A 22,940-nucleotide genomic window follows, 5' to 3' on the forward strand; every position below is an offset into this window, starting at 1 on the left:
AGATGAGCAAGATCCTTATTCGTGGCGCGAAGGTGCTCGGCGACGACGTGCAGGACGTCCTGATCGACGGCGAGACCATCGCCGCCGTCGGCGAGAACCTGAGCGCCGAGGGCGCGACCGTCATCGAGGCCGCCGGCCAGGTCCTGCTCCCCGGCCTGGTCGACCTGCACACCCACCTGCGCGAGCCGGGCCGCGAGGACTCCGAGACCGTCCTCACCGGCACCCGCGCCGCCGCCAGCGGCGGCTACACCGCCGTCTTCGCCATGGCGAACACCTTCCCGGTCGCCGACACCGCCGGCGTCGTCGAGCAGGTCTGGCGCCTGGGCAAGGAATCCGGCTACTGCGACGTGCAGCCCATCGGCGCCGTCACCGTGGGCCTGGAGGGCAAGCAGCTCTCCGAGCTGGGCGCCATGCACGAGTCCGCCGCCCGCGTCACCGTCTTCTCCGACGACGGCAAGTGCGTCGACGACGCGGTGATCATGCGGCGCGCGCTGGAGTACGTGAAGGCCTTCGGCGGCGTCGTCGCCCAGCACGCCCAGGAGCCCCGCCTCACCGAGGGCGCCCAGATGAACGAGGGCATCGTCTCCGCCGAGCTGGGCCTCGGCGGCTGGCCCGCCGTCGCCGAGGAGTCGATCATCGCCCGTGACGTGCTCCTCGCCGAGCACGTCGGTTCCCGGGTGCACATCTGCCACCTCTCGACCGCCGGATCCGTCGAGATCGTCCGCTGGGCCAAGTCCCGCGGCATCGACGTGACCGCCGAGGTCACCCCGCACCACCTGCTCCTCACCGACGAGCTGGTCCGCTCGTACAACCCCGTCTACAAGGTCAACCCGCCGCTGCGCACCGAGCGCGACGTGCTGGCCCTGCGCGAGGCGCTCGCCGACGGCACGATCGACATCGTCGCCACCGACCACGCCCCGCACCCGCACGAGGACAAGGACTGCGAGTGGGCCGCCGCCGCCATGGGCATGGTGGGCCTGGAGACCGCGCTCTCCGTCGTCCAGCAGACGATGGTCGAGACCGGACTGCTCGACTGGGCGGGCGTCGCCGAGCGGATGTCCTGCGCCCCGGCGCGGATCGGCAGCCTCCAGAACCACGGCCGTCCCGTCTCGGCAGGTGAACCCGCCAACCTGACCTTGGTCGATACCTCGTACCGTGGTGTCGTGGACCCCGCACACTTCGCTTCCCGCAGCCGCAACACGCCTTACCAGGGCCGTGAGCTTCCGGGACGCGTCACTCACACCTTCCTGCGGGGCCGGGCAACGGTCGTGGACGGGAAACTGGCGTGACACCTGCAGTGATCCAACTGGCCGCCGAGGCCGCCGAACGACAGTCGGCGGAGGTGACGGACTGGGACGCGCGCCTCGCGTGGGTCCTCGGTCTGCTCGTCTTCATCGCGTTCGTGTACTGGCTGATGCGGCAGGGCTGGAAGTGGCGCGGCGCACTGCAGAACGATCTGCCGGCGCTGCCCACGACACCGAGCGGCCTCCCCGCGCACCGGCTGGCCCTGACCGGCCGGTACCACGGCTCCACGACCGCCGGGCAGTGGCTCGACCGGATCGTCGCCCACGGGCTGGGCGTCCGCAGCCGGGTCGAGCTGACGCTCACCGACACGGGCCTCGACGTGGTCCGTCCGGGTGCCACCGACTTCTTCGTACCGGCCGCGCGACTGCGCGGCGCCCGCCTCGACAAGGGAATCGCGGGCAAGGTACTGACCGAGGGCGGTCTGCTCGTCGTCACCTGGGCGCACGGCGACAAGCTGATCGACTCCGGATTCCGCTCCGACCGGGCGGCCGAGCACGCCGCCTGGGTCGAAGCGATCACCACACTCGTGAACCAGAACTCATCCATCCCGACGGAAGGCGCCGCACGATGACGACCTCCACCAGGGGAGCAGCCAAAGCTCCCGCCGTACTCGTCCTGGAGGACGGCCGCATCTTCCGCGGGCGCGCCTACGGGGCCGTGGGGGAGACCTTCGGCGAAGCCGTGTTCTCCACCGGCATGACCGGCTACCAGGAGACGCTGACCGACCCGTCGTACCACCGCCAGGTCGTCGTGATGACCGCCCCGCACGTGGGCAACACCGGCGTCAACGACGAGGACCCCGAGTCCTCCCGCATCTGGGTCGCCGGATACGTCGTGCGCGACCCCGCCCGCGTCCCCTCCAACTGGCGCTCGCAGCGCTCGCTGGACGAGGAGCTGGTCAAGCAGGGCGTCGTCGGGATCTCCGGCATCGACACCCGCGCGCTCACCCGCCACCTGCGCGAGCGCGGCGCCATGCGCGTCGGCATCTTCTCGGGCGAGGACTGGGCGGGCGTCCGCGACGAGGCCCTGCTGGCCCGCGTCCAGGACGCCCCGCAGATGAAGGGCGCGAACCTCTCCGCCGAGGTCGCCACCAAGGAGGCGTACGTCGTCCCCGCGATCGGCGAGAAGAAGTTCACCGTCGCCGCCGTGGACCTCGGCATCAAGGGCATGACCCCGCGCCGGATGGCCGAGCGCGGCATCGAGGTGCACGTGCTGCCCGCCACCGCCACGGTCGAGGACGTCTACGCCGTCAACCCCGACGGCGTCTTCTTCTCCAACGGCCCGGGCGACCCGGCCACCGCCGACGGCCCTGTCGCCGTCATGCAGGGCGTCCTGGAGCGCAGGACCCCGCTCTTCGGCATCTGCTTCGGCAACCAGATCCTGGGCCGCGCGCTCGGCTTCGGCACCTACAAGCTGAAGTACGGCCACCGCGGCATCAACCAGCCGGTGCAGGACCGCACCACCGGCAAGGTCGAGATCACCGCGCACAACCACGGCTTCGCCGTCGACGCGCCCCTCGACAAGGTCTCGGACACGCCCTACGGCCGCGCCGAGGTCTCCCACGTCTGCCTGAACGACCAGGTCGTCGAGGGCCTCCAGCTACTCGACCAGCCGGCCTTCAGCGTCCAGTACCACCCCGAGGCCGCCGCGGGCCCGCACGACGCCGCGTACCTCTTCGACCGTTTCACCGCCCTGATGGAGGCCGATCGTGCCTAAGCGCACCGATATCCAGTCCGTCCTGGTCATCGGCTCCGGCCCGATCGTCATCGGCCAGGCAGCCGAGTTCGACTACTCCGGTACCCAGGCCTGCCGCATCCTCAAGGCCGAAGGCCTGCGCGTCATCCTGGTGAACTCCAACCCGGCGACGATCATGACCGACCCGGAGATCGCCGACGCCACCTACGTCGAGCCGATCACCCCCGAGTTCGTCGAGAAGATCATCGCCAAGGAGCGCCCCGACGCGCTCCTGCCGACCCTCGGCGGCCAGACCGCGCTCAACACCGCCATCTCCATGCACGAGCAGGGCGTGCTGGAGAAGTACGGCGTCGAGCTGATCGGCGCCAACGTCGAGGCCATCAACAAGGGCGAGGACCGCGACCTCTTCAAGGGCGTCGTCGAAGCCGTCAAGGCGAAGATCGGCTACGGCGAGTCCGCCCGCTCGGTCATCTGCCACACGATGGACGACGTCATCGGCGGCGTCGACATCCTCGGCGGCTACCCCGTCGTCGTCCGCCCCTCCTTCACCATGGGCGGCGCCGGCTCCGGCTTCGCCCACAACGAGGACGAGCTGCGCCGCATCGCCGGCCAGGGCCTGATGCTCTCCCCGACCACCGAGGTGCTCCTGGAGGAGTCCATCCTCGGCTGGAAGGAGTACGAGCTGGAGCTGATGCGCGACACCAAGGACAACGTCGTCGTCGTCTGCTCCATCGAGAACTTCGACCCGATGGGCGTCCACACCGGCGACTCGATCACCGTCGCCCCGGCGATGACGCTGACCGACCGCGAGTACCAGCGGCTGCGCGACATCGGCATCGCGATCATCCGCGAGGTCGGCGTCGACACCGGCGGCTGCAACATCCAGTTCGCGATCGACCCCACCGACGGCCGGGTCATCGTCATCGAGATGAACCCGCGCGTCTCGCGCTCCTCGGCGCTCGCGTCGAAGGCCACCGGCTTCCCGATCGCCAAGATCGCGGCCAAGCTGGCCATCGGCTACACGCTCGACGAGGTCCCCAACGACATCACCGAGAAGACCCCGGCCTCCTTCGAGCCGTCCCTCGACTACGTCGTCGTCAAGGCCCCGCGCTTCGCCTTCGAGAAGTTCCCGCACGCCGACTCCACCCTCACCACCACCATGAAGTCGGTGGGCGAGGCCATGGCGATCGGCCGCAACTTCACCGAGGCCCTCCAGAAGGCCCTGCGCTCCCTGGAGAAGAAGGGCTCGCAGTTCACCTTCGTGGGCGAGCCGGGCGACAAGGACGAGCTGCTGCGCACCGCGGTCCGCCCGACCGACGGCCGCATCAACACCGTCATGCAGGCCATCCGCGCCGGCGCCACCCAGGAGGAGGTCTTCGAGTTCACGAAGATCGACCCCTGGTTCGTCGACCAGATGTTCCTCATCAAGGAGATCGCCGACGACCTGGCCGCCGCCGAGAAGCTCCACCCCGAGCTGCTCGCCGAGGCCAAGCGGCACGGCTTCTCCGACGCCCAGATCGCCGAGATCCGCGGCCTGCGCGAGGACGTCGTCCGCGAGGTCCGGCACGCGCTCGGCGTCCGCCCGGTCTACAAGACGGTCGACACCTGCGCCGCCGAGTTCGCCGCGAAGACCCCGTACTTCTACTCGTCCTACGACGAGGAGTCCGAGGTCGCCCCCCGCGAGAAGCCCGCGGTGATCATCCTGGGCTCCGGCCCGAACCGCATCGGCCAGGGCATCGAGTTCGACTACTCCTGCGTCCACGCCTCCTTCGCGCTCAGCGACGCCGGCTACGAGACCGTGATGGTCAACTGCAACCCCGAGACCGTCTCGACGGACTACGACACCTCCGACCGCCTGTACTTCGAGCCGCTGACGCTCGAGGACGTGCTGGAGATCGTGCACGCCGAGTCCCTCGCGGGCCCGATCGCCGGCGTCATCGTCCAGCTCGGCGGCCAGACCCCGCTCGGTCTCGCCCAGGCGCTCAAGGACAACGGCGTCCCCGTCGTCGGCACCTCGCCCGAGGCGATCCACGCCGCCGAGGACCGCGGCGCCTTCGGACAGGTCCTGGCCGAGGCCGGGCTGCCCGCCCCCAAGCACGGCACCGCGACCACCTTCAAGGGCGCCAAGGCCATCGCCGACGAGATCGGCTACCCCGTCCTCGTACGCCCCTCGTACGTGCTCGGCGGCCGCGGCATGGAGATCGTCTACGACGAGACCCGCCTGGAGTCGTACATCGCCGAGTCCACCGAGATCAGCCCCACCCGGCCGGTCCTGGTCGACCGCTTCCTCGACGACGCCATCGAGATCGACGTCGACGCCCTCTACGACGGCACCGAGCTCTACCTCGGCGGCGTCATGGAGCACATCGAGGAAGCCGGGATCCACTCCGGCGACTCCGCCTGCGCCCTGCCCCCGATCACCCTCGGCGGCCACGACATCAAGCGGCTGCGCGCCTCCACCGAGGCCATCGCCAAGGGCGTCGGCGTGCGCGGTCTGATCAACATCCAGTTCGCGATGGCGGGTGACATCCTCTACGTCCTGGAGGCCAACCCGCGCGCCTCGCGCACCGTCCCCTTCACCTCGAAGGCGACCGCGGTGCCGCTGGCCAAGGCCGCCGCGCGCATCTCGCTCGGCACCACCATCGCCGAGCTGCGCGCCGAGGGCCTGCTGCCGAAGACCGGCGACGGCGGCACCCTGCCGCTCGACGCGCCGATCTCGGTGAAGGAAGCCGTCATGCCGTGGTCGCGCTTCCGCGACATCCACGGCCGCGGCGTCGACACGGTCCTCGGCCCGGAGATGCGCTCGACCGGTGAGGTCATGGGCATCGACTCGGTCTTCGGCACGGCGTACGCGAAGTCGCAGGCCGGTGCCTACGGCCCGCTGCCCACCAAGGGCCGCGCCTTCATCTCCGTCGCCAACCGCGACAAGCGCTCGATGATCTTCCCGGCCCGCGAGCTGGTCGCCCACGGCTTCGAGCTGCTGGCCACCTCCGGCACCGCCGAGGTGCTGCGCCGCAACGGCATCAACGCCACCGTGGTGCGCAAGCTCAGCGAGGGCGAAGGCCCGAACGGCGAGAAGACGATCGTCCAGCTCATCCACGACGGCGACGTCGACCTGATCGTCAACACCCCGTACGGCACCGGCGGCCGCCTCGACGGCTACGAGATCCGTACGGCCGCCGTGGCGCGCAGCGTCCCGTGCCTGACCACGGTCCAGGCGCTCGCCGCCGCCGTCCAGGGCATCGAGGCGCTGGGCCACGGCGAGGTGGGCGTCCGCTCGCTCCAGGAGCACGCGGAGCACCTGACCGCGGCCCGCGACTAGCAGCACCTACACGCCCGGACAGGGGAGGGGGACACCGGACGCGCCGCACGCGCGCCGGGTGTCCCCCTCTTCATGAGCGCAGAAGGATCCTCACCCCGTGTACAAACTCTTCTTCAACCTGGTCTTCAAGCGGATGGACCCCGAGCAGGCCCACTACATGGCCTTCCGGTGGATCCGCCTCGCCGCCCGCACCCCGGTCCTGCGCACCTTCGCCGCGGTCGCCCTCGCCCCCCGCTTCCCGGAACTGCGCACCGAGGCCCTCGGCCTGCGGATGCACGGCCCCTTCGGCCTCGCCGCCGGTTTCGACAAGAACGCCGTGGCAATCGACGGTATGTCGATGCTCGGCTTCGACCACATCGAGATCGGCACGGTCACCGCCGAACCGCAGCCCGGCAACCCCAAGAAGCGGCTGTTCCGGCTGGTCGCCGACCGCGCGCTGATCAACCGCATGGGCTTCAACAACGAGGGCTCGGCCGCCGTCGCCGAGCGCCTCGCGACCCGACGCCCGGTCTTCAGGACCGTCGTCGGCGTCAACATCGGCAAGACGAAGGTCGTGCCCGAGGAAGAGGCCGTGGCGGACTACGTCGCCTCCACCGAGCGGCTCGCCCGCCACGCCGACTACCTCGTCGTCAACGTCTCCTCGCCGAACACCCCGGGCCTGCGCAACCTGCAGGCGACGGAGTCGCTGCGGCCGCTGCTGAGCGCCGTGCGCGAGGCCGCCGACCGCACGGTGACCGACCGCCGGGTCCCGCTGCTCGTCAAGATCGCCCCCGACCTCGCCGACGAGGACGTCGACGCGGTCGCCGACCTGGCCCTGGAGCTGGGGCTGGACGGCATCATCGCGACGAACACCACGATCGCCCGCGAGAGCCTCGGCCTGAAGTCGGCGCCCGAGCTGGTCAAGGAGACCGGCGGGCTGTCCGGGGCCCCGGTGAAGGCGCGCTCCCTGGAGGTCCTGCGCCGCCTGTACGCCCGCGTGGGCGACCGGATCGTCCTGGTGGGCGTCGGGGGCATCGAGAACGCCGAGGACGCCTGGCAGCGGATCCTGGCGGGCGCCACGCTCGTCCAGGGTTACAGCGCCTTCATCTACGAGGGCCCGTTCTACGCCCGCGCCCTCCACAAGGGTCTGGCCGCGCGCCTGGCCAACAGCCCGTACGCGACCCTCGCCGAGGCCGTCGGCGCCGAAACCCGAGCCGAAATCCGAAAGGCCGCCAAGTGACCGTGACCGTGACCCCCTTCGGTACCCGCCTGCGCGAGGCGATGGACTCCCGCGGCCCGCTGTGCGTCGGCATCGACCCGCACGCGGAGCTGCTGGCCTCCTGGGGCCTGAACGACGACATCGCGGGCCTGGAGCGGTTCTCGCGGACCGTCGTCGAGGCGCTGGCCGACCAGGTGGCCGTCTTCAAGCCGCAGGCCGCCTTCTTCGAGCGCTTCGGCTCCAAGGGCATCGCGGTGCTGGAGCGGACCGTCGCCGACGCGCGGGCCGCCGGCACGCTGGTGGTCATGGACGCCAAGCGCGGGGACATCGGCTCGACGATGGCCGCGTACGCGCAGACCTTCCTCGACCCGGCCTCGCCGCTCTTCTCCGACGCGCTGACCGTCTCCCCGTACCTCGGCTACGGCTCGCTGCGGCCGGCCGTGGAGCTGGCGCGGGCGTCGGGTGCGGGGCTCTTCGTGCTGGCCCTGACCTCCAACCCGGAGGGGGCGGAGGTCCAGCGGGCCGTGCGCGAGGACGGGCGGACCATCGGGGCCACGATGCTGGCGCACCTGGCCGCGGAGAACGCGGGCGCCGAGCCGATGGGCTCCTTCGGAGCGGTGGTGGGCGCCACGCTCGGGGACCTGTCCTCCTTCGACCTGGACATCAACGGGCCGCTGCTGGCGCCGGGGATCGGTGCGCAGGGGGCCACCGCGGCGGACCTGCCGGGGGTCTTCGGGGCGGCGGTGCGCAACGTCGTGCCGAACGTTTCGCGCGGGGTGCTGCGGCACGGTCCCGACGCGGCGGCCCTGCGGGCCTCCGCCCTCACCTTCGCCGAAGAGATCCGCAAGGCCGTCTCGGCCTCCTGACCGGCCCGCGGCCGGCGCGCCCCCGGCGGTGGCCGGTGTTGCCTCCGGCGGCGCCTCAATCGCCGGCGGGGCTCGATTGGGCCGGGCTGGGTCGGCCCGTTTCAGCCTCGCCGGCGTTTGAGGCGCCCCCGGAGGGCCGGAGACCGGTGGTCGGGCGGCGGGCCGTGCGGGTCATGCCGTGGCCGGGGTTGCCTCCGGCGGCGCCTCAATCGCCGGCGGGGCTTGGTTCGGCCCGGCTGGGTCGGCCCGTTTCAGCCTCGCCGGCGTTTGAGGCGCCCCCGGAGGGGCCGGCCCGCCGGGGACCGAGGCGCGGGCCCGGTAGGGGTCCAATGGCCGGTGGGGTCGGGGCCTTGGGCCGGTTCGGGTGGGAGGCGGGGCGGCGATCATGGGGGAGGGGGAGACCGCCGTCCCCACACGATCGGAGCGCCGCCGCGTGCCCCCAGTCCAGACCGTCGCCACCATCCGGCGGATCGAGCCCGTCGGCGCCTACCACCGGCTGATCCTCCACGCCCCCGCCGCCGCCGCGGCCGACGTACGGCCCGGCCACTTCGGGGCCCTCGCCATCGGCGGCCGCGACGGCGCCATGCTGCTGCGTCGGGCCTTCTCCGTCCACCGCGCCGACCCGGCCACCGGCACCGTCGAGTTCGTCTTCGCCGAGCGCGGCAAGGGCACCCGCGCCCTCGCCCGGCACCGGCCCGGGGACACGGTGGACCTCATCGCACCCCTCGGCACGCCCTTCCCGCTCCCCGAAGGCCCGGTCAGCGCCGTCCTGGTCGCCGGAGGCTACGGCAGCGCCCCGCTGTTCTCCCTGGCCGAGACGATCCTCGGCCGGGGCGGTCGGGTCTCCTTCGTGCTCGGCGCGGCCACCGCGGACCGACTGTTCGGCGTGGAGCGGGCCCGCACCCTCGGCGAGCACGTCTTCGTCGTCACCGACGACGGCTCGGCCGGCCGCCGCGGCCGGGTCACGGACCCGCTGGCGCGGGCGATCGCCGGGATCGGCGCCACCGAGGTGCACTCCTGCGGCCCCATGGGCATGCTGCGCGCCGTCACCGAGGTCGCCGTCGCCGCGGGTGCCCGCAGCCACACCGCCGTCGAGGAGGCCATGGCCTGCGGGATCGGCATCTGCATGTCCTGCGTCCTGCCGGTCACCGGAGCCGACGGGGTCACCCGCTTCCTGCGCTCCTGCACCGACGGCCCGGTCTTCGACGGGACCACGGTCCGCTGGGACCGGGCGGGCACGCTCCCGCCCGACCTCGAAGGCGCCGCCGCCATGGCTCCGCGGCAGCCGCGCGGGGTGAGCGCCCGATGAGGCCCGAGGAAGTCGACATGTCGGCACCGCTGGGTGCCCACCGCACCCTGCCCAACCCGGTCTCCACCGCCTCCGGATGCGCCGGGTACGGCCGTGAACTGCACCGCTTCGTCCCGCTCGGCGAGCTGGGCACGATCACCACCAAGACCGTGATGCCGCACGTCCGCTCGGGCCGCCCCACGCCCCGCATGGCGGAGACCCCCAGCGGGATGCTGAATTCCATCGGCCTCCAGGGTTGCGGCATCGACCGCTTCGTCGCGCACGAACTGCCCTGGCTCGCCGAGCGCGGCGCGCGGGTGGTCGTATCGATCGCGGGGGAGCACGCGCAGGAGTTCGCCGAGGTCGCCGCGCGGCTGACCGGGCGGCCCGGGGTGGTCGGGATCGAGGTGAACATCTCCTGCCCCAACGTCGCGAGCCGCGGCCTGGTCTTCGGCTGCGACCCGCGGGCCTCCCACGAGGTGGTCGAGGCGGTCCGGGCCGCGGCCGACCCGGCGCTGCCGGTGTACGCCAAGCTCACCCCCGACGTGACGCGGATCACGGACATCGCCGCCGCGTGCGTCGACGCCGGCGCGGACGGGCTCTCGATGATCAACACCGTGCTCGGCACGGCCGTCGACGTCGACGCGATGCGCCCCGCCCTCGCCGCGGCCACCGGCGGTCTGTCCGGCCCGGCGATCCGCCCCGTGGCGGTCCGCTGCGTCTTCCAGGTGTACGCGGCCATGCTGGCCGGACAGGTGCGCGAGGTGCCGATCCTCGGCATGGGCGGGATCACCGACGGCCGCGACGCCCTGGAGTTCGTTTTGGCGGGTGCTTCGGGGGTCGCGGTCGGCACCGCGCTGTTCAACGACCCGTCCGCACCCCTGAGGATCATCGAGGAGCTGCGCGCGGCCCTCGCGGCCCGCGGCATCGGGTCGTTCACGTCCGCCGTGGGGCTGGCTCATCGGACCACATGACTAATTCGTACGGCCTCCACCGGACAAAACCGGGGTGCTTTGTCCGTGATGTACGGTTCAGTGGAGGCTGACCAGGACTTTTCGTCCGTTCTCGCTGACTAGAGCGGCCTTGGCCGCTAGTCTCCGACCAGAGTGAACGAACGGCGGACCTGCTGGACCGTTGTTCGTGGGGCTCGCCTGGTGAGGTGCCTTGTGTTCCCCACCGGTCCGTATCCGACAGTTCGACATCCGAGGTGACGTAGGCGTGGCTCTTCCGCCCCTTACCCCTGAACAGCGCGCAGCCGCGCTCGAAAAGGCCGCCGCGGCTCGCCGGGAGCGGGCCGAGGTGAAGAATCGACTCAAGCACTCCGGTGCATCCCTGCACGAAGTGATCAAGCAGGGACAGGAGAACGATGTCATCGGCAAGATGAAGGTGTCCGCTCTCCTGGAGTCTCTGCCGGGCGTGGGCAAGGTCCGCGCCAAGCAGCTCATGGAGCGCCTCGGCATTTCCGAGTCCCGGCGTGTCCGAGGTCTCGGTTCCAACCAGATCGCTTCCCTGGAGCGCGAGTTCGGCGGTAGCGGCGCCTGACGCGTCGCCCGAAGTTCTCCCGGTGTTCTCAGGCAGTCCTGGGAGCCTGGATAATCGCTCTATGGCAGCAGAGGTACGTCCGCGGCTGACCGTGCTCTCCGGCCCCTCAGGGGTCGGCAAGAGCACGGTCGTCGCGCATATGCGCAAGGTCCACCCCGAGGTATGGCTCTCGGTCTCGGCCACCACCCGCAAGCCGCGGCCTGGTGAGCGTCACGGAGTCCATTACTTCTTCGTCACCGACGACGAGTTCGACAAGCTGATCGCCAACGGCGAGCTGCTGGAGTGGGCCGAGTTCGCGGGCAACCGCTACGGCACACCGCGCGGCGCGGTGCTGGAGCGCCTGGACAACGGCGAGCCGGTCCTGCTGGAGATCGACCTGCAGGGCGCCCGGCTCGTCCGCGAGTCGATGGCCGAGGCCCAGCTGGTCTTCCTCGCTCCCCCCAGTTGGGAGGAGCTGGTCCGCCGCCTCACCGGCCGCGGCACCGAATCGGCCGAGGTCATCGAACGCCGACTGGCCGCGGCGAAGATCGAACTCGCGGCCGAGTCCGAGTTCGACAGCACGCTTGTCAATACCTCCGTCGAAGACGTGGCGCGCGAGCTGCTAGCCTTGGTGGCAGTTGTTTGATCGTAGTTCGATCATTACCCATCTTCGGAAGGTAGAGCGTGTCCTCTTCCATGTCTGCGCCCGAGGGCATCATCAACCCGCCGATCGACGAGCTGCTCGAGGCCACCGACTCGAAGTACAGCCTCGTGATCTACGCGGCCAAGCGTGCCCGTCAGATCAACGCGTACTACTCGCAGCTCGGTGAGGGCCTGCTGGAGTACGTCGGCCCCCTGGTGGACACCCACGTCCACGAGAAGCCCCTTTCGATCGCGCTGCGCGAGATCAACGCGGGTCTGCTGACCTCCGAGGCCATCGAGGCCCCGGCCACGTAAGCGGCACGCGACATCATTTTTGCCACCACAGGCCCGGTAGACCGACTGCCGGGCCTGTGGTGTGTCATGTGTGGGATGTGACGTGCGTCAGGCAGCGGAGCGTCAGGCAGCGTCAGGCAGCGTCAGTCAAGGGAGTGCGCAGTGGACAAGCCGAAGGTGGTTCTCGGGGTCAGCGGCGGGATCGCCGCCTACAAGGCGTGCGAGTTGCTACGCCGGCTGACCGAGTCGGGGCACGACGTCCGCGTGGTGCCGACCGAGGCCTCGCTGAACTTCGTGGGCGAAGCCACCTGGGCCGCCCTCTCCGGGAACCCCGCCTCCACCCGGGTCTGGGAGAGCGTGCACGAGGTCCCCCACGTGCGGATCGGGCAGGGCGCCGACCTCGTCGTGGTCGCCCCCGCCACCGCCGACATGTTGGCGAAGGCCGCCCACGGCCTCGCCGACGACCTGCTCACCAACACCTTGCTCACCGCCCGCTGTCCGGTGGTCTTCGCGCCCGCCATGCACACCGAGATGTGGGAGCACCCCGCCACCCAGGAGAACGTGGCCACGCTGCGCCGCCGGGGCGCCGTGGTGATCGAGCCCGCCGTCGGTCGGCTCACCGGCAAGGACACCGGCAAGGGGCGGCTGCCCGACCCCGAGGAGATCTTCGAGGTGTGCCGGCACGTCCTGCGCGGTCGGGGCCGCGCCGACGGACCCGATCTGGCCGGCCGGCACGTGGTGATCAGCGCGGGCGGCACGCGCGAGCCGCTGGACCCGGTCCGTTTCCTCGGCAACCGCTCCTCCGGCAAGCAGGGCTACGCCCTCGCCCGGACGGCCGTCGCGCGCGGGGCCCGGGTGACCCTCGTCGCCGCCAACGCCGCGCTGGCCGATCCGGCCGGGGTGGACGTCGTACGGGTGGGGACCGCGCTGCAGCTGCGGGAGGCCGTCCTCAAGGCGGCCGCCGACGCCGACGCGGTGGTGATGGCCGCCGCGGTGGCCGATTTCCGGCCCGCCTCCTACGCCGAGGGGAAGATCAAGAAGCAGGACGGTCAGGAGCCCGCGCCGGTCGCCCTCGTGCGCAATCCTGACGTACTCGCAGAACTGTCTTCCGCGCGTTCCGTGCCCGGTCAGGTCGTCGTCGGATTCGCCGCCGAGACCGACGACGTCCTCGCCAACGGGCGCGCGAAGCTGCTCCGCAAGGGCTGCGACCTCCTCGTCGTCAACGAGGTCGGCGAGGCCAAGACCTTCGGTTCCGAGGAGAACGAGGCCGTGATCCTTGCCTCTGATGGCTCCGAGGTTCCTGTGGCCCATGGTCCGAAGGAATTCCTGGCCGATGTCATCTGGGACCAGGTGGTGCCCCGACTCGCGCCCCCGGTCGTGCTCCGGCGCGCCTGAAAAACGGACCTTTTCTCCGGCTGCCCGATGGGAGAAGATGGAGTGCCGCAGGTCACGCGCCTCCCATAGGGCGAGACGGGTGGTCCGGCAAACGGTGGCGACCGATAAACTGCACCAGGAACATGGTCGGGCGCAGCTCCCGGTAGTGTTCCGCCAATTGATTCAGCCAGCAGCCGCTGCAACCCCAGGGAGCGATGTGTCCCGCCGCCTCTTCACCTCGGAGTCCGTTACCGAGGGCCACCCCGACAAGATCGCTGACCAGATCAGCGACACCATCCTCGACGCCCTGCTCAGGGAAGACCCCACCTCGCGCGTCGCGGTGGAGACCCTGATCACCACCGGTCTCGTGCACATCGCGGGCGAGGTGACGACGAAGGCCTACGCGCCGATCGCCCAGCTCGTCCGCGAGAAGATCCTCGAGATCGGCTACGACTCCTCGAAGAAGGGCTTCGACGGCGCCTCCTGCGGCGTCTCGGTGTCCATCGGCGCGCAGTCCCCGGACATCGCGCAGGGCGTCGACACCGCGTACGAGAGCCGGGTCGAGGGCGACGAGGACGAGCTGGACAAGCAGGGCGCGGGCGACCAGGGCCTGATGTTCGGCTACGCCTGCGACGAGACCCCCGAGCTGATGCCGCTGCCGATCCACATCGCGCACAAGCTCTCGCGCCGCCTGTCCGAGGTCCGCAAGAACGGGACCATCCCGTACCTGCGTCCCGACGGCAAGACCCAGGTCACCATCGAGTACGACGGTGACAAGGCCGTCCGCCTCGACACCGTCGTCGTGTCCTCGCAGCACGCCTCGGACATCGACCTCGACTCGCTGCTCGCTCCCGACATCCGCGAGTTCGTCGTCGAGTACGTCCTCAAGCAGCTCGTCGAAGACGGCATCAAGCTGGACACCGAGGGCTACCGCCTGCTGGTCAACCCGACCGGGCGCTTCGAGATCGGCGGCCCGATGGGCGACGCCGGCCTCACCGGCCGCAAGATCATCATCGACACCTACGGCGGCATGGCCCGTCACGGTGGCGGCGCCTTCTCCGGCAAGGACCCGTCCAAGGTCGACCGCAGCGCCGCCTACGCGATGCGCTGGGTCGCGAAGAACGTCGTCGCCGCCGGTCTGGCCTCGCGCTGCGAGGTCCAGGTCGCCTACGCGATCGGCAAGGCCGAGCCCGTCGGCCTCTTCGTCGAGACCTTCGGCACCGCCAAGGTCGAGGTGCAGAAGATCGAGGACGCGATCGCCCAGGTCTTCGACCTGCGTCCGGCCGCGATCATCCGCGACCTCGACCTGCTGCGCCCGATCTACGCGCAGACCGCCGCTTACGGCCACTTCGGCCGTGAGCTGCCCGACTTCACCTGGGAGCGCACCGACCGCGTCGACGCCCTGCGCGCCGCCGCCGGTCTGTAAGTCCCCACCTGCTCCACCTGCTCCACCGCGTACGGCCCCGGACCCCACGGTCCGGGGCCGTACGTCGTTGCGGCCGGCTCCCGTTCCCGGTCCGCCCCGCCGTCGTGGCCGTGACTGTCGGTGGCATGGGTGAGAATTCCGGTGTGAGCAGCCAGAACGGACCGGACACCGGTGGAGCGCCGGAGCAGCTCGCGCTGATGCGGGAGATGGTCGCCGAGGCGAAGGCCAAGGCGCCCAAGGCCAAGCCGCGCACCTGGCGCGGAGCCTCGCTGGCCCATGACCTGCCCGTCGCGCGGATCCTGGTGAACAAGGGCGTGCTCCACCTCGACCAGCTCTGGGACTACGCCGTCCCCGAGGACCTGTCGGAGGCCGCGCAGCCCGGGGTCCGGGTCCGGGTCCGCTTCGGCGCCGGCTCCCACCAGGTGCACGGCGGCCGCCGCGAGGGCGGCGGCCTGATCGACGGGTTCGTCGTCGAGCGGCGCGCCGACACCGACTACAACGGCCCGCTCGCGGCCCTCGCCCAGGTCGTCTCGCCCGAGGCGGTCCTCGGCCCGCGCATGCTCGCCCTCGCGCGGGCCGTCGCCGACCGGTACGCGGGCAGCCTGGCCGACGTCCTCCAGCTCGCCCTCCCGCCCCGCAACGCGCGCGCCGAGGCCAAGCCCTCGCCCGAGCCGCTGCCCGCGCCCGCCGCGCCCGAGCCCGGCGGCTGGGAGCGCTACCCGGCGGGCCCCGGCTTCCTGCGGGCCCTGGCGGGCGGCGCCGACCCGCGCGCGGTGTGGACCGCGCTGCCCGGACCCGGCTGGGCCGACGAACTGGCCCGGGCCATGGCCGCCACCCTGGCCTCCGGCCGCGGCGCGCTGGCCGTCCTGCCCGACGGGCGCACGGCGGCGCGGGTCGACGCGGCCCTGACCGCGCTGCTGGGGGAGGGGCGCCACGCCCTGCTGACCGCCGAATCCGGCCCCGAGAAGCGTTACCGGCAGTGGCTCGCCGTCCACCGCGGCTCGGTGAAGGCGGTGATCGGCACCCGGGCCGCGATGTTCGCGCCCGTCCGGGACCTCGGCCTGGTGGCGGTCTGGGACGACGGCGACTCCAGCCACAGCGACGACCACGCCCCCTTCCCGCACGTGCGGGAGGTGCTCGAACTCCGCGCGGTCACCGACGGCTGCGGCTTCCTCGTCGGCAGCACCAGCTGCACCGTGGAGGCCGCCCAGCTGGTCGAGTCCGGCTGGGCCCGGCCGCTGGCCGCGGACCGGGAGCGGGTACGGGAGTGCGCGCCCCGGATCCGGACCGTGGGCGACGAACTGCTGGCCCGGGACGAGGCCGCGCGGGCCGCCCGACTGCCGAGCCTGGCCTGGGAGACCGTACGGGAGGGCCTGAAGAGCGGACCGGTGCTCGTCCAGGTCCCGCGGCGCGGGTACGTGCCCCGGCTCGCGTGCGAGCGGTGCCGGACCCCGGCCCGCTGCCGGGCGTGCGCGGGGCCGCTGGAGGCGCCCGACGAGCGGGAGCTGCACTGCGGGTGGTGCGGGCGCGGGGAGTCCTCCTGGCATTGCGAGGAGTGCGGGGCCGTCCGGCTGCGGGCCCAGGTGGTCGGCGCCCGGCGGACCGCGGAGGAGCTGGGGCGGGCGTTCCCCGCGGTCCCGGTGCGGACCTCCGGGCGGGACCACGTGCTGGACTCGGTGCCCGACCGGCCCGCGCTGATCGTGTGCACGCCGGGTGCGGAGCCGGTGGCCGAGGGGGCCGGCTACGCGGCGGGGCTGCTGCTGGACGGTTGGGCCATGTTGTCGCGGCCCGACCTGAGGGCCGGCGAGGAGGCGCTGCGGCGCTGGATCGCGGCCGCCTCGCTGGTCCGGGGGGACGGGCAGGTGGTCGTGGTCGCCGAGCCGACGCTGCGGCCGGTGCAGGCGCTGGTGCGGTGGGACCCGGTGGGGCACGCGGTGCGGGAGCTGGCCGAGCGGGCGCAGCTGGGCTTTCCGCCGGTCTCCCGGATGGCCGCGGTGGCGGGGCGGCGGGAGGTGCTGGACGCGTTCTTGGCGGACGCCGGGTTGCCGGCCGATGCGGAGGTGCTGGGGCCGGTGCCGGTGCTCGGGCGGCGGGGGGAGCCGTCGCCCGGTGAGCGGGCGCTGGTGAGGGTGCCGCCGGGTAGTGGGGCCGCTCTGGCCGCGGCGCTCAAGGCGGCGCAGGCGGCTCGGACGGCGCGGGGGGTCTCGGTGGCGGATGCGATTCGGGTGCGGATCGATCCGCCGGACATCGGGTGACGGGGGCCTGGCGGCCGGCCGGGGGGTGAGGGGGGCCGGGGCGTGTGCCCCTTGGCTTGGCCTGGCCTGGTCTGGCCTGCCTGCCTGGCCGGTCGCCGCCGGGTCGGGTGCCTGTGTCCGGTGGGCCGCCGCCCGGTCGGGAGGGCCTGCGGCTCGGTGGGCCCTCCGGGGGCGCCTCAAACGCCGGCGGGGCTTGGATGGCCGGGGTGGGCTCTTCCGATGCCTGTGGCTGGTGGGCCGCCACCGGTCGGGAGGGCCTGCGGCTCGGTGGGCCCTCCGGGGGCGCCTCAAACGCCGGCGGGGCTTGGATGGCCGGGGTGGGGTGTTCGGGTGTGCCTGGAGCGCCGGTGGGGCTGGGTTTGGCTGGGGCTGGGTGCCTCAAGCGCCGGCGGGGCTGGGGCTGGCTGGGGGCCGGGTGGGGCCGGAGCGCCGGCGGTTGAGGGCTTGGTGGTGGGTCAGCCGTTGCGGGGGCCGGGGAAGGCCGGGGGGCGCAGGGACGGGGCCGCTGCCGCTGCCGCGGATTCCTCGCGCTGGGGCTGGGGCGGTACCGACCGGGCGGCCGGGATCGTGGGCAGCGGGGACATCGGGGGGATGCCCAGGGTCCGCGTGGTCGATCCCTCGGCCAGCGGCTCCGCCGCCTCGGAGGCCTGCGCGCGCCGGGCCCCGTACCGCCGGTGCACGGCCTGCTTGGTGACCCCGAGGGCGGAGCCGACCGCGTCCCACGAGAAGCCGAGTGAGCGGTCGAAGTCCACCGCGGCGGTGACCAGCGTCTCGACGCTGTCCCGCAGTTCCTGCGCCAGGCGGACGGTGGGGGCGGGCGCGCGCCCGTAGACGACGAAGCCCGTGGAGGGGCCGGAGCGGCGCGGGCGGTACACGTTGCCCAGCTGGGCGGTGAGCGTACGCAGCGCGTCCACCTGCCGGCGGACCCGCTCGATGTCCCGCACCAGGAGGTGCAGGCTGGCCCGCGCTTGGGCGTCGTGGCTGGCGTGGTCGGCCATGAAGAAGCCTCTCGTACCGGTGCTGAGGAGCGGATCGGGCCGCACACACCGTTCACACGCGGCCCGCTTCGGGTCAATCTCTCTTGACCAACGCGTCATGTGGCGCGTTGGTCACGCTGTGGGGGCGTGTCGGCATATGCGAGAGGCGCGCGCGTGTGCGTACGCCCCCCGTGTGGGTGGCGCCGCGGGACGGGTGGCCACCGGTGGGGGGTTGGTCGGGCGCCCCATAGACTGGTGCGCTGCTGACAGCCGAGATAGCGAGGTAGACACCGGTGAAGCTCGTCTTCGCAGGCACCCCCGAGGTCGCCGTTCCCGCCCTGGACGCCCTGCTCGCCTCCGGGCGCCATGAGGTCGCCGCCGTCGTCACCCGACCCGACGCGCCCGCGGGCCGCGGGCGGCGGATGGTCGCGAGCCCGGTGGCCGAGCGCGCCGCGGAGGCCGGGATCGAGGTGCTCAAGCCGGCCAGGCCGCGTGACGAGGAGTTCCAGGCCCGGCTCCGGGAGATCGACCCGGACTGTTGTCCGGTCGTCGCCTACGGCGCCCTGATCCCCAAGAGCGCCATCGAGATCCCCCGGCACGGGTGGGTCAACCTGCACTTCTCGCTGCTGCCCGCCTGGCGCGGCGCGGCGCCCGTCCAGCACTCGATCATGGCCGGGGACGAGGTCACCGGTGCGTCCACCTTCCAGATCGAGGAAGGACTGGACTCCGGCCCGGTCTACGGCATCCTCACCGAGGAGATCCGCCCCACCGACACCAGCGGCGACCTGCTGACCCGGTTGGCCTTCGCCGGGGCCGGTCTGCTGGCCGCCACCATGGACGGGATCGAGGACGGCACCCTGCGCGCCGTCGACCAGCACCTCGACGGCATCTCGCTCGCGCCCAAGATCTCGGTCGAGGACGCCCGGGTGGACTGGACGGCCCCGGCGCTGCGCGCCGACCGGGTCGTGCGCGGCTGCACGCCCGCGCCGGGCGCGTGGACCGTCTTCCGCGGGGAGCGGCTCAAGCTGATCTCGATGGCCCTGGTGACCGACCGCACGGACCTGGCGCCCGGCGAGCTCTCGCCGGCCAAGAACAACCTCTACGTCGGCACCGGTTCGCACGCCGTGGAACTGCTCTGGGTGCAGCCGCAGGGCAAGAAGCCGATGAAGGCGGCCGACTGGGCGCGCGGGGTCCGGATCGCTCCCGGCGAGCGGTTGGGCGGGGTCGACGTAGGCTGATCGGGAGGCCGTACGGCCCCGATCCCGCCCCCCGCCGCCCCTCCTCGACGCACCTCCCCCTCCCCCCTCCTCACCTCCCGTTTCTTTTCGTACTTCCGGAGCACCTTTCACGTGAGCGATCAGCCCCGCCGCCCCGCCGCCGCCGGCGGCAAGCAGGCCAACCCGTACCGCAGGCCCAAGAAGGACCCCGTCCGGTTCCTCGCCTTCGAGGCGCTGCGGGCGGTGGACGAGCGTGCCGCGTACGCGAACCTCGTCCTGCCCCCGCTGCTGCGCAAGGCCCGCAAGGACGAGAGCTTCGACGCGCGGGACGCCGCCCTCGCGACCGAGCTGGTCTACGGGACGTTGCGCCGCCAGGGCACGTACGACGCCATCATCGGCGCCTGCATCGACCGGCCGCTGCGCGAGGTCGACCCGCCGGTGCTGGACGTGCTCGCGCTCGGCGCGCACCAGCTGCTCGGCACCCGGATCCCCTCGCACGCCGCCGTCTCGGCGAGCGTGGAGCTGGCCCGCGTGGTGCTGGGCGACGGCCGGGCCAAGTTCGTGAACGCCGTCCTGCGCAAGATCGCCGCGAAGGACCTGGACGCCTGGCTGGAGCAGGTCGCCCCGCCCTACGACGTGGACGCCGAGGACCACCTCGCGGTCGTCCACTCGCACCCGCGCTGGGTCGTCTCCGCACTGTGGGACTCCCTGGGCGGGGGGCGGGCCGGCATCGAGGACCTCCTCGAAGCCGACAACGAGCGCCCCGAGGTCACCCTCGTCGCCCGGCCCGGCCGGTCCACGCCGCAGGAGCTGCTGGAGGCGGTGGGCGAGGACTCCGCGCTGCCGGGCCGCTGGTCGCCGTACGCCGTCCGGATGGCCGAGGGCGGCGAGCCGGGTGCGCTGGAAGCGGTCCGCGACGGGCGCGCGGGCGTCCAGGACGAAGGCAGCCAGTTGGTCGCGATGGCGCTGGCGAACGTGCCCGTCGAGGGTCGTGACGCCCGCTGGCTGGACGGCTGCGCCGGACCGGGCGGCAAGGCGGCGCTGCTGGCCGCGCTCGCCGCGCCGCGCGGCGCCCTCCTGCTGGCCTCCGAGAAGCAGCCGCACCGGGCCCGGCTGGTGGAGAAGTCGCTGGCGGGCAATCCCGGCCCGTACCAGGTGATCACGGCCGACGGCACCCGCCCGCCGTGGCTGCCGGGCACCTTCGACCGGGTCCTGATGGACGTGCCGTGCACGGGCCTCGGCGCGCTGCGCCGCCGCCCGGAGGCCCGCTGGCGGCGCCGCCCGGAGGACCTGGAGGGCTTCGCCCCGCTCCAGCGCGCGCTGCTGCGCGAGGCGCTGTCCGCGGTGCGGGTGGGCGGCGTGGTCGGCTACGCGACCTGCTCGCCGCACCTGGCGGAGACGCGGGTCGTGGTGGAGGACGTGCTCAAGGGCCGCGGCGCGGGCCACGAGCCGGTCTCGGCCGAACTGATCGACGCGCGGCCCTACATGGAGGGCGTCCCGGCCCTCGGCGAGGGACCGGACGTCCAACTGTGGCCGCACCTGCACGGCACGGACGCGATGTACCTCGCACTGCTGCGGCGCACCGGCTGAGCATCCCGCCGCGCCGTGCGGCGCGCGGCGCGGCGGGATCCGTCGGGGACGACCTACGCCAGGAGTGCCAGCAGGCGCCCCACCGCGTCCGCCACGGGCTGGCCCACCGCGCCGACGGCGGCCGCGATCTGGGCGACGTGCGCCAGGAGGAGGCCGCGCTCGCGCAGGGCGCCGCGGTCCGGGGTGAGCTCGGGCAGCGCCTGTTCGACGGTGCGGTCCTGCTCCGGGGTGAGGTGGCGGCGCAGTTCGCCGAGGAGGCGGGTGAGCTCCTCGACGGCGGCGCGCAGTTCGGCGTCCTGGGCGCCGGCGCCGACGTTGCCGTAGTTGATGCCGATGTTGCCGTGGCCGTCGTTCATGTTGACCACGGGCCCGTAGTAGTTCGACGACTCGCTCATGCGCGGATCCCCGTGTTCCCGCTGCCGCCGTTCATGTTGACGACGGGAGCCAAGTAGTTGACGACGGTGGTGAACTCGGCCTCCGGGTGGTCGATCGCGTACACGATCCGTCCGGCGATGTAGCGCAGTTCGTCCACGCTCGGCAGGGTCACGATGATCTTGGTGCCGCCGGCGGTCTCGACGGCCAGTACCGGCTTGGGCATCTTGAGCAGGGCCGCCACGGCGAGGACGGCCAGCATGACCACGGCCAACGGGAGCAGGGTGCCGCTGTTGTCGTCGTCGACCAGCTCGCCCCCGCTCGCGTAGGCGAGCACGGCGATGACGACGGCGATGACGATGAACCACTTGAGCGAGTCGACGAAGGAAGCCCACCGCGAGGGTCGGTACTTGAAGGCGTCGACGAGGGCGATGTTGTGCAACGGGACGGCCGCCGAGCCCACCCACAACATGCGGCCGGTGACCCGCAGGACCAGTCTGCCGCGCTCGGTCGGCGGCGGCGTGTCCTGGACCGGGAGCGGGGTGGGCGGGGTCGGTGGTGGGGTGGGCGGGGGCGGCGGCGCCCCGACGTTTCCTGTGGAATCCATCTGGTCCCCCGTGGTGGTCGCTCCGGCTCGCGCGGCGCGGAGTGGAGCACCATTAAGCGCCCGTGGCCAGCCGGAGGGCAGGCGGGAAACGGCCAAACCGCCGCGGTGGCCGAAAGTGGGGCACCCCGGCGAGGGTCGGCTCGATTTCACCCGCCCCCGGAACCGGGGCCCGCGGAGCCGCCCGCCCCGGTTCCGGGGGCGGGTCGGGAAGCGGCGGCGGGCATGGCAGGCTTGGGGCATGGCCGTTCAGATCAATCCCAGCATCCTGTCCGCGGACTTCTCCCGCCTCGCCGAGGAGGCGAAGGCCGTCGAGGGCGCCGACTGGCTGCACGTCGACGTCATGGACAACCATTTCGTCCCGAACCTCACCCTCGGCGTGCCGATCGTGGAGTCCCTCAGCCGCGCCACGGACATCCCGCTGGACCTCCACCTCATGATCGAGGACCCGGACCGCTGGGCCCCGCAGTACGTCGAGGCGGGAGCCGGATCGGTCACCTTCCACGCCGAGGCGGCCGCGGCGCCCGTCCGGCTGGCCAGGGAGATCCGGGCCAAGGGCGCGCGCGCCTCCATGGCGCTCAAGCCCGCGACGCCGATCGAGCCGTACGAGGACCTGCTCCCCGAGCTCGACATGCTGCTGATCATGACGGTCGAGCCGGGCTTCGGCGGACAGCCGTTCCTCGACATCATGCTGCCCAAGATCCGCCGCACCCGGGAGCTGATCGCCAAGCACGGTCTGGAGCTGTGGCTCCAGGTGGACGGGGGTGTCTCGGCCTCGACCATCGAGCGCTGCGCCGAAGCCGGCGCCGACGTCTTCGTGGCGGGCAGCGCGGTCTACGGCGCCGTCGACCCGGCCGCCGCGGTCCGCACCCTGCGCGAGCAGGCGGACCTGGCGATCTCCGCGGCGCCCTGGGCTTGCGGCCACTGAGCCAAGGCTTGGTGAACAGCTCGGTGAACGCTGGCTGTCCAGGCTGATCAACGGCCGCCGGATCTG

The 22,940-nt window shown here is 72.5% G+C and carries 20 protein-coding genes; 17 read left to right on the top strand and 3 right to left on the bottom strand.

The genetic code is table 11. The annotated features are described in order from the left end of the window. The first annotated feature begins 2 nt into the window (after positions 1 to 2). From ACIBEA_RS18980 to ACIBEA_RS19045, 14 genes are all read left to right on the top strand, one after another. A complete protein-coding gene (locus tag ACIBEA_RS18980; RefSeq protein ID WP_399262272.1) occupies positions 3 to 1,289 on the top strand; it encodes a dihydroorotase in 1,287 nt (428 codons plus the stop codon). Further along, complete coding sequence (locus tag ACIBEA_RS18985) at positions 1,286 to 1,876, top strand: hypothetical protein (protein WP_399262274.1); 591 nt, start codon at positions 1,286 to 1,288, stop codon at positions 1,874 to 1,876. Before ACIBEA_RS18980 ends, ACIBEA_RS18985 begins: the two co-directional genes overlap by 4 nt. After that, entirely contained in the window at positions 1,873 to 3,021 is a 1,149-nt protein-coding gene (carA, locus tag ACIBEA_RS18990; protein WP_399262276.1) for a glutamine-hydrolyzing carbamoyl-phosphate synthase small subunit, read from the top strand. The genes ACIBEA_RS18985 and carA overlap by 4 nt, the downstream gene beginning before the upstream one ends. After that, positions 3,014 to 6,322 (top strand): carbamoyl-phosphate synthase large subunit, encoded by a 3,309-nt coding sequence (carB, locus tag ACIBEA_RS18995; protein WP_399262278.1) that lies wholly within the window; start codon positions 3,014 to 3,016, stop codon positions 6,320 to 6,322. Before carA ends, carB begins: the two co-directional genes overlap by 8 nt. A 97-nt stretch (positions 6,323 to 6,419) precedes the next feature. Beyond that, positions 6,420 to 7,541, top strand: coding sequence for a quinone-dependent dihydroorotate dehydrogenase (locus ACIBEA_RS19000; RefSeq protein ID WP_399262280.1), 1,122 nt, complete (start codon positions 6,420 to 6,422; stop codon positions 7,539 to 7,541). 2 nt (positions 7,542 to 7,543) lie between these two features. Beyond that, positions 7,544 to 8,386, top strand: coding sequence for an orotidine-5'-phosphate decarboxylase (pyrF, locus tag ACIBEA_RS19005; protein WP_399262489.1), 843 nt, complete (start codon positions 7,544 to 7,546; stop codon positions 8,384 to 8,386). A 433-nt stretch (positions 8,387 to 8,819) separates the two neighbouring features. Then, positions 8,820 to 9,695 carry a dihydroorotate dehydrogenase electron transfer subunit gene (locus ACIBEA_RS19010; RefSeq protein WP_399262282.1) on the top strand — a complete coding sequence of 292 codons (876 nt, stop codon included), beginning with the start codon at positions 8,820 to 8,822 and terminating at the stop codon, positions 9,693 to 9,695. A 17-nt stretch (positions 9,696 to 9,712) separates the two neighbouring features. Next, positions 9,713 to 10,648: a dihydroorotate dehydrogenase gene (locus ACIBEA_RS19015; protein WP_399262284.1), complete on the top strand. Its 936-nt coding sequence runs from the start codon at positions 9,713 to 9,715 to the stop codon at positions 10,646 to 10,648. A 244-nt stretch (positions 10,649 to 10,892) separates the two neighbouring features. Continuing rightward, positions 10,893 to 11,216, top strand: coding sequence for an integration host factor (locus ACIBEA_RS19020; RefSeq protein ID WP_330329439.1), 324 nt, complete (start codon positions 10,893 to 10,895; stop codon positions 11,214 to 11,216). A gap of 61 nt (positions 11,217 to 11,277) precedes the next feature. Next, positions 11,278 to 11,841, top strand: a complete 564-nt coding sequence (gene gmk / locus ACIBEA_RS19025) for a guanylate kinase (RefSeq protein ID WP_399262286.1) — start codon at positions 11,278 to 11,280, stop codon at positions 11,839 to 11,841. Between the two features lie 38 nt (positions 11,842 to 11,879). Beyond that, positions 11,880 to 12,152 carry a DNA-directed RNA polymerase subunit omega gene (gene rpoZ, locus ACIBEA_RS19030; protein WP_283451425.1) on the top strand — a complete coding sequence of 91 codons (273 nt, stop codon included), beginning with the start codon at positions 11,880 to 11,882 and terminating at the stop codon, positions 12,150 to 12,152. Positions 12,153 to 12,293: 141 nt separating this feature from the next. Further along, positions 12,294 to 13,526: a bifunctional phosphopantothenoylcysteine decarboxylase/phosphopantothenate--cysteine ligase CoaBC gene (gene coaBC / locus ACIBEA_RS19035; protein WP_399262289.1), complete on the top strand. Its 1,233-nt coding sequence runs from the start codon at positions 12,294 to 12,296 to the stop codon at positions 13,524 to 13,526. Positions 13,527 to 13,722: 196 nt separating this feature from the next. Then, positions 13,723 to 14,931 carry a methionine adenosyltransferase gene (gene metK / locus ACIBEA_RS19040; protein WP_354381498.1) on the top strand — a complete coding sequence of 403 codons (1,209 nt, stop codon included), beginning with the start codon at positions 13,723 to 13,725 and terminating at the stop codon, positions 14,929 to 14,931. Between the two features lie 125 nt (positions 14,932 to 15,056). Continuing rightward, positions 15,057 to 17,186 carry a primosomal protein N' gene (locus ACIBEA_RS19045; RefSeq protein ID WP_399262291.1) on the top strand — a complete coding sequence of 710 codons (2,130 nt, stop codon included), beginning with the start codon at positions 15,057 to 15,059 and terminating at the stop codon, positions 17,184 to 17,186. A 455-nt stretch (positions 17,187 to 17,641) separates the two neighbouring features. On the opposite strand, the gene ACIBEA_RS19050 is transcribed toward ACIBEA_RS19045, so the two are convergent. Next, positions 17,642 to 18,184: a hypothetical protein gene (locus tag ACIBEA_RS19050; RefSeq protein WP_399262293.1), complete on the bottom strand. Its 543-nt coding sequence runs from the start codon at positions 18,182 to 18,184 to the stop codon at positions 17,642 to 17,644. Between the two features lie 272 nt (positions 18,185 to 18,456). Between ACIBEA_RS19050 and fmt the strand changes: the two genes are divergently transcribed. Together fmt and ACIBEA_RS19060 are read left to right on the top strand one after the other, a co-directional pair. Beyond that, positions 18,457 to 19,401, top strand: coding sequence for a methionyl-tRNA formyltransferase (gene fmt / locus ACIBEA_RS19055; RefSeq protein ID WP_399262295.1), 945 nt, complete (start codon positions 18,457 to 18,459; stop codon positions 19,399 to 19,401). Positions 19,402 to 19,512: 111 nt separating this feature from the next. Beyond that, positions 19,513 to 20,970 carry an RsmB/NOP family class I SAM-dependent RNA methyltransferase gene (locus tag ACIBEA_RS19060; RefSeq protein WP_399262297.1) on the top strand — a complete coding sequence of 486 codons (1,458 nt, stop codon included), beginning with the start codon at positions 19,513 to 19,515 and terminating at the stop codon, positions 20,968 to 20,970. Positions 20,971 to 21,023: 53 nt separating this feature from the next. Here the strand turns inward: ACIBEA_RS19060 and ACIBEA_RS19065 are convergent, their stop codons facing one another. Both ACIBEA_RS19065 and ACIBEA_RS19070 read right to left on the bottom strand, forming a co-directional pair. Then, the gene (locus ACIBEA_RS19065) at positions 21,024 to 21,365 is read right to left on the bottom strand and encodes a hypothetical protein (protein ID WP_399262299.1); all 342 of its coding nucleotides are present in this window, start codon (positions 21,363 to 21,365) and stop codon (positions 21,024 to 21,026) included. Beyond that, on the bottom strand, positions 21,362 to 21,949 hold the full coding sequence (locus tag ACIBEA_RS19070) for a DUF6232 family protein (RefSeq protein WP_399262301.1): 588 nt from the start codon (positions 21,947 to 21,949) through the stop codon (positions 21,362 to 21,364). Before ACIBEA_RS19070 ends, ACIBEA_RS19065 begins: the two co-directional genes overlap by 4 nt. Before the next feature lie 238 nt (positions 21,950 to 22,187). Here ACIBEA_RS19070 and rpe point away from each other — a divergent pair, with 238 nt between their 5' ends. Then, positions 22,188 to 22,874 carry a ribulose-phosphate 3-epimerase gene (rpe, locus tag ACIBEA_RS19075; protein ID WP_385777519.1) on the top strand — a complete coding sequence of 229 codons (687 nt, stop codon included), beginning with the start codon at positions 22,188 to 22,190 and terminating at the stop codon, positions 22,872 to 22,874. The last annotated feature ends 66 nt before the right edge of the window (positions 22,875 to 22,940 follow it).

This window comes from Streptomyces sp. NPDC051555 (genome assembly GCF_044454405.1).
Lineage (GTDB): Bacteria > Actinomycetota > Actinomycetes > Streptomycetales > Streptomycetaceae > Streptomyces.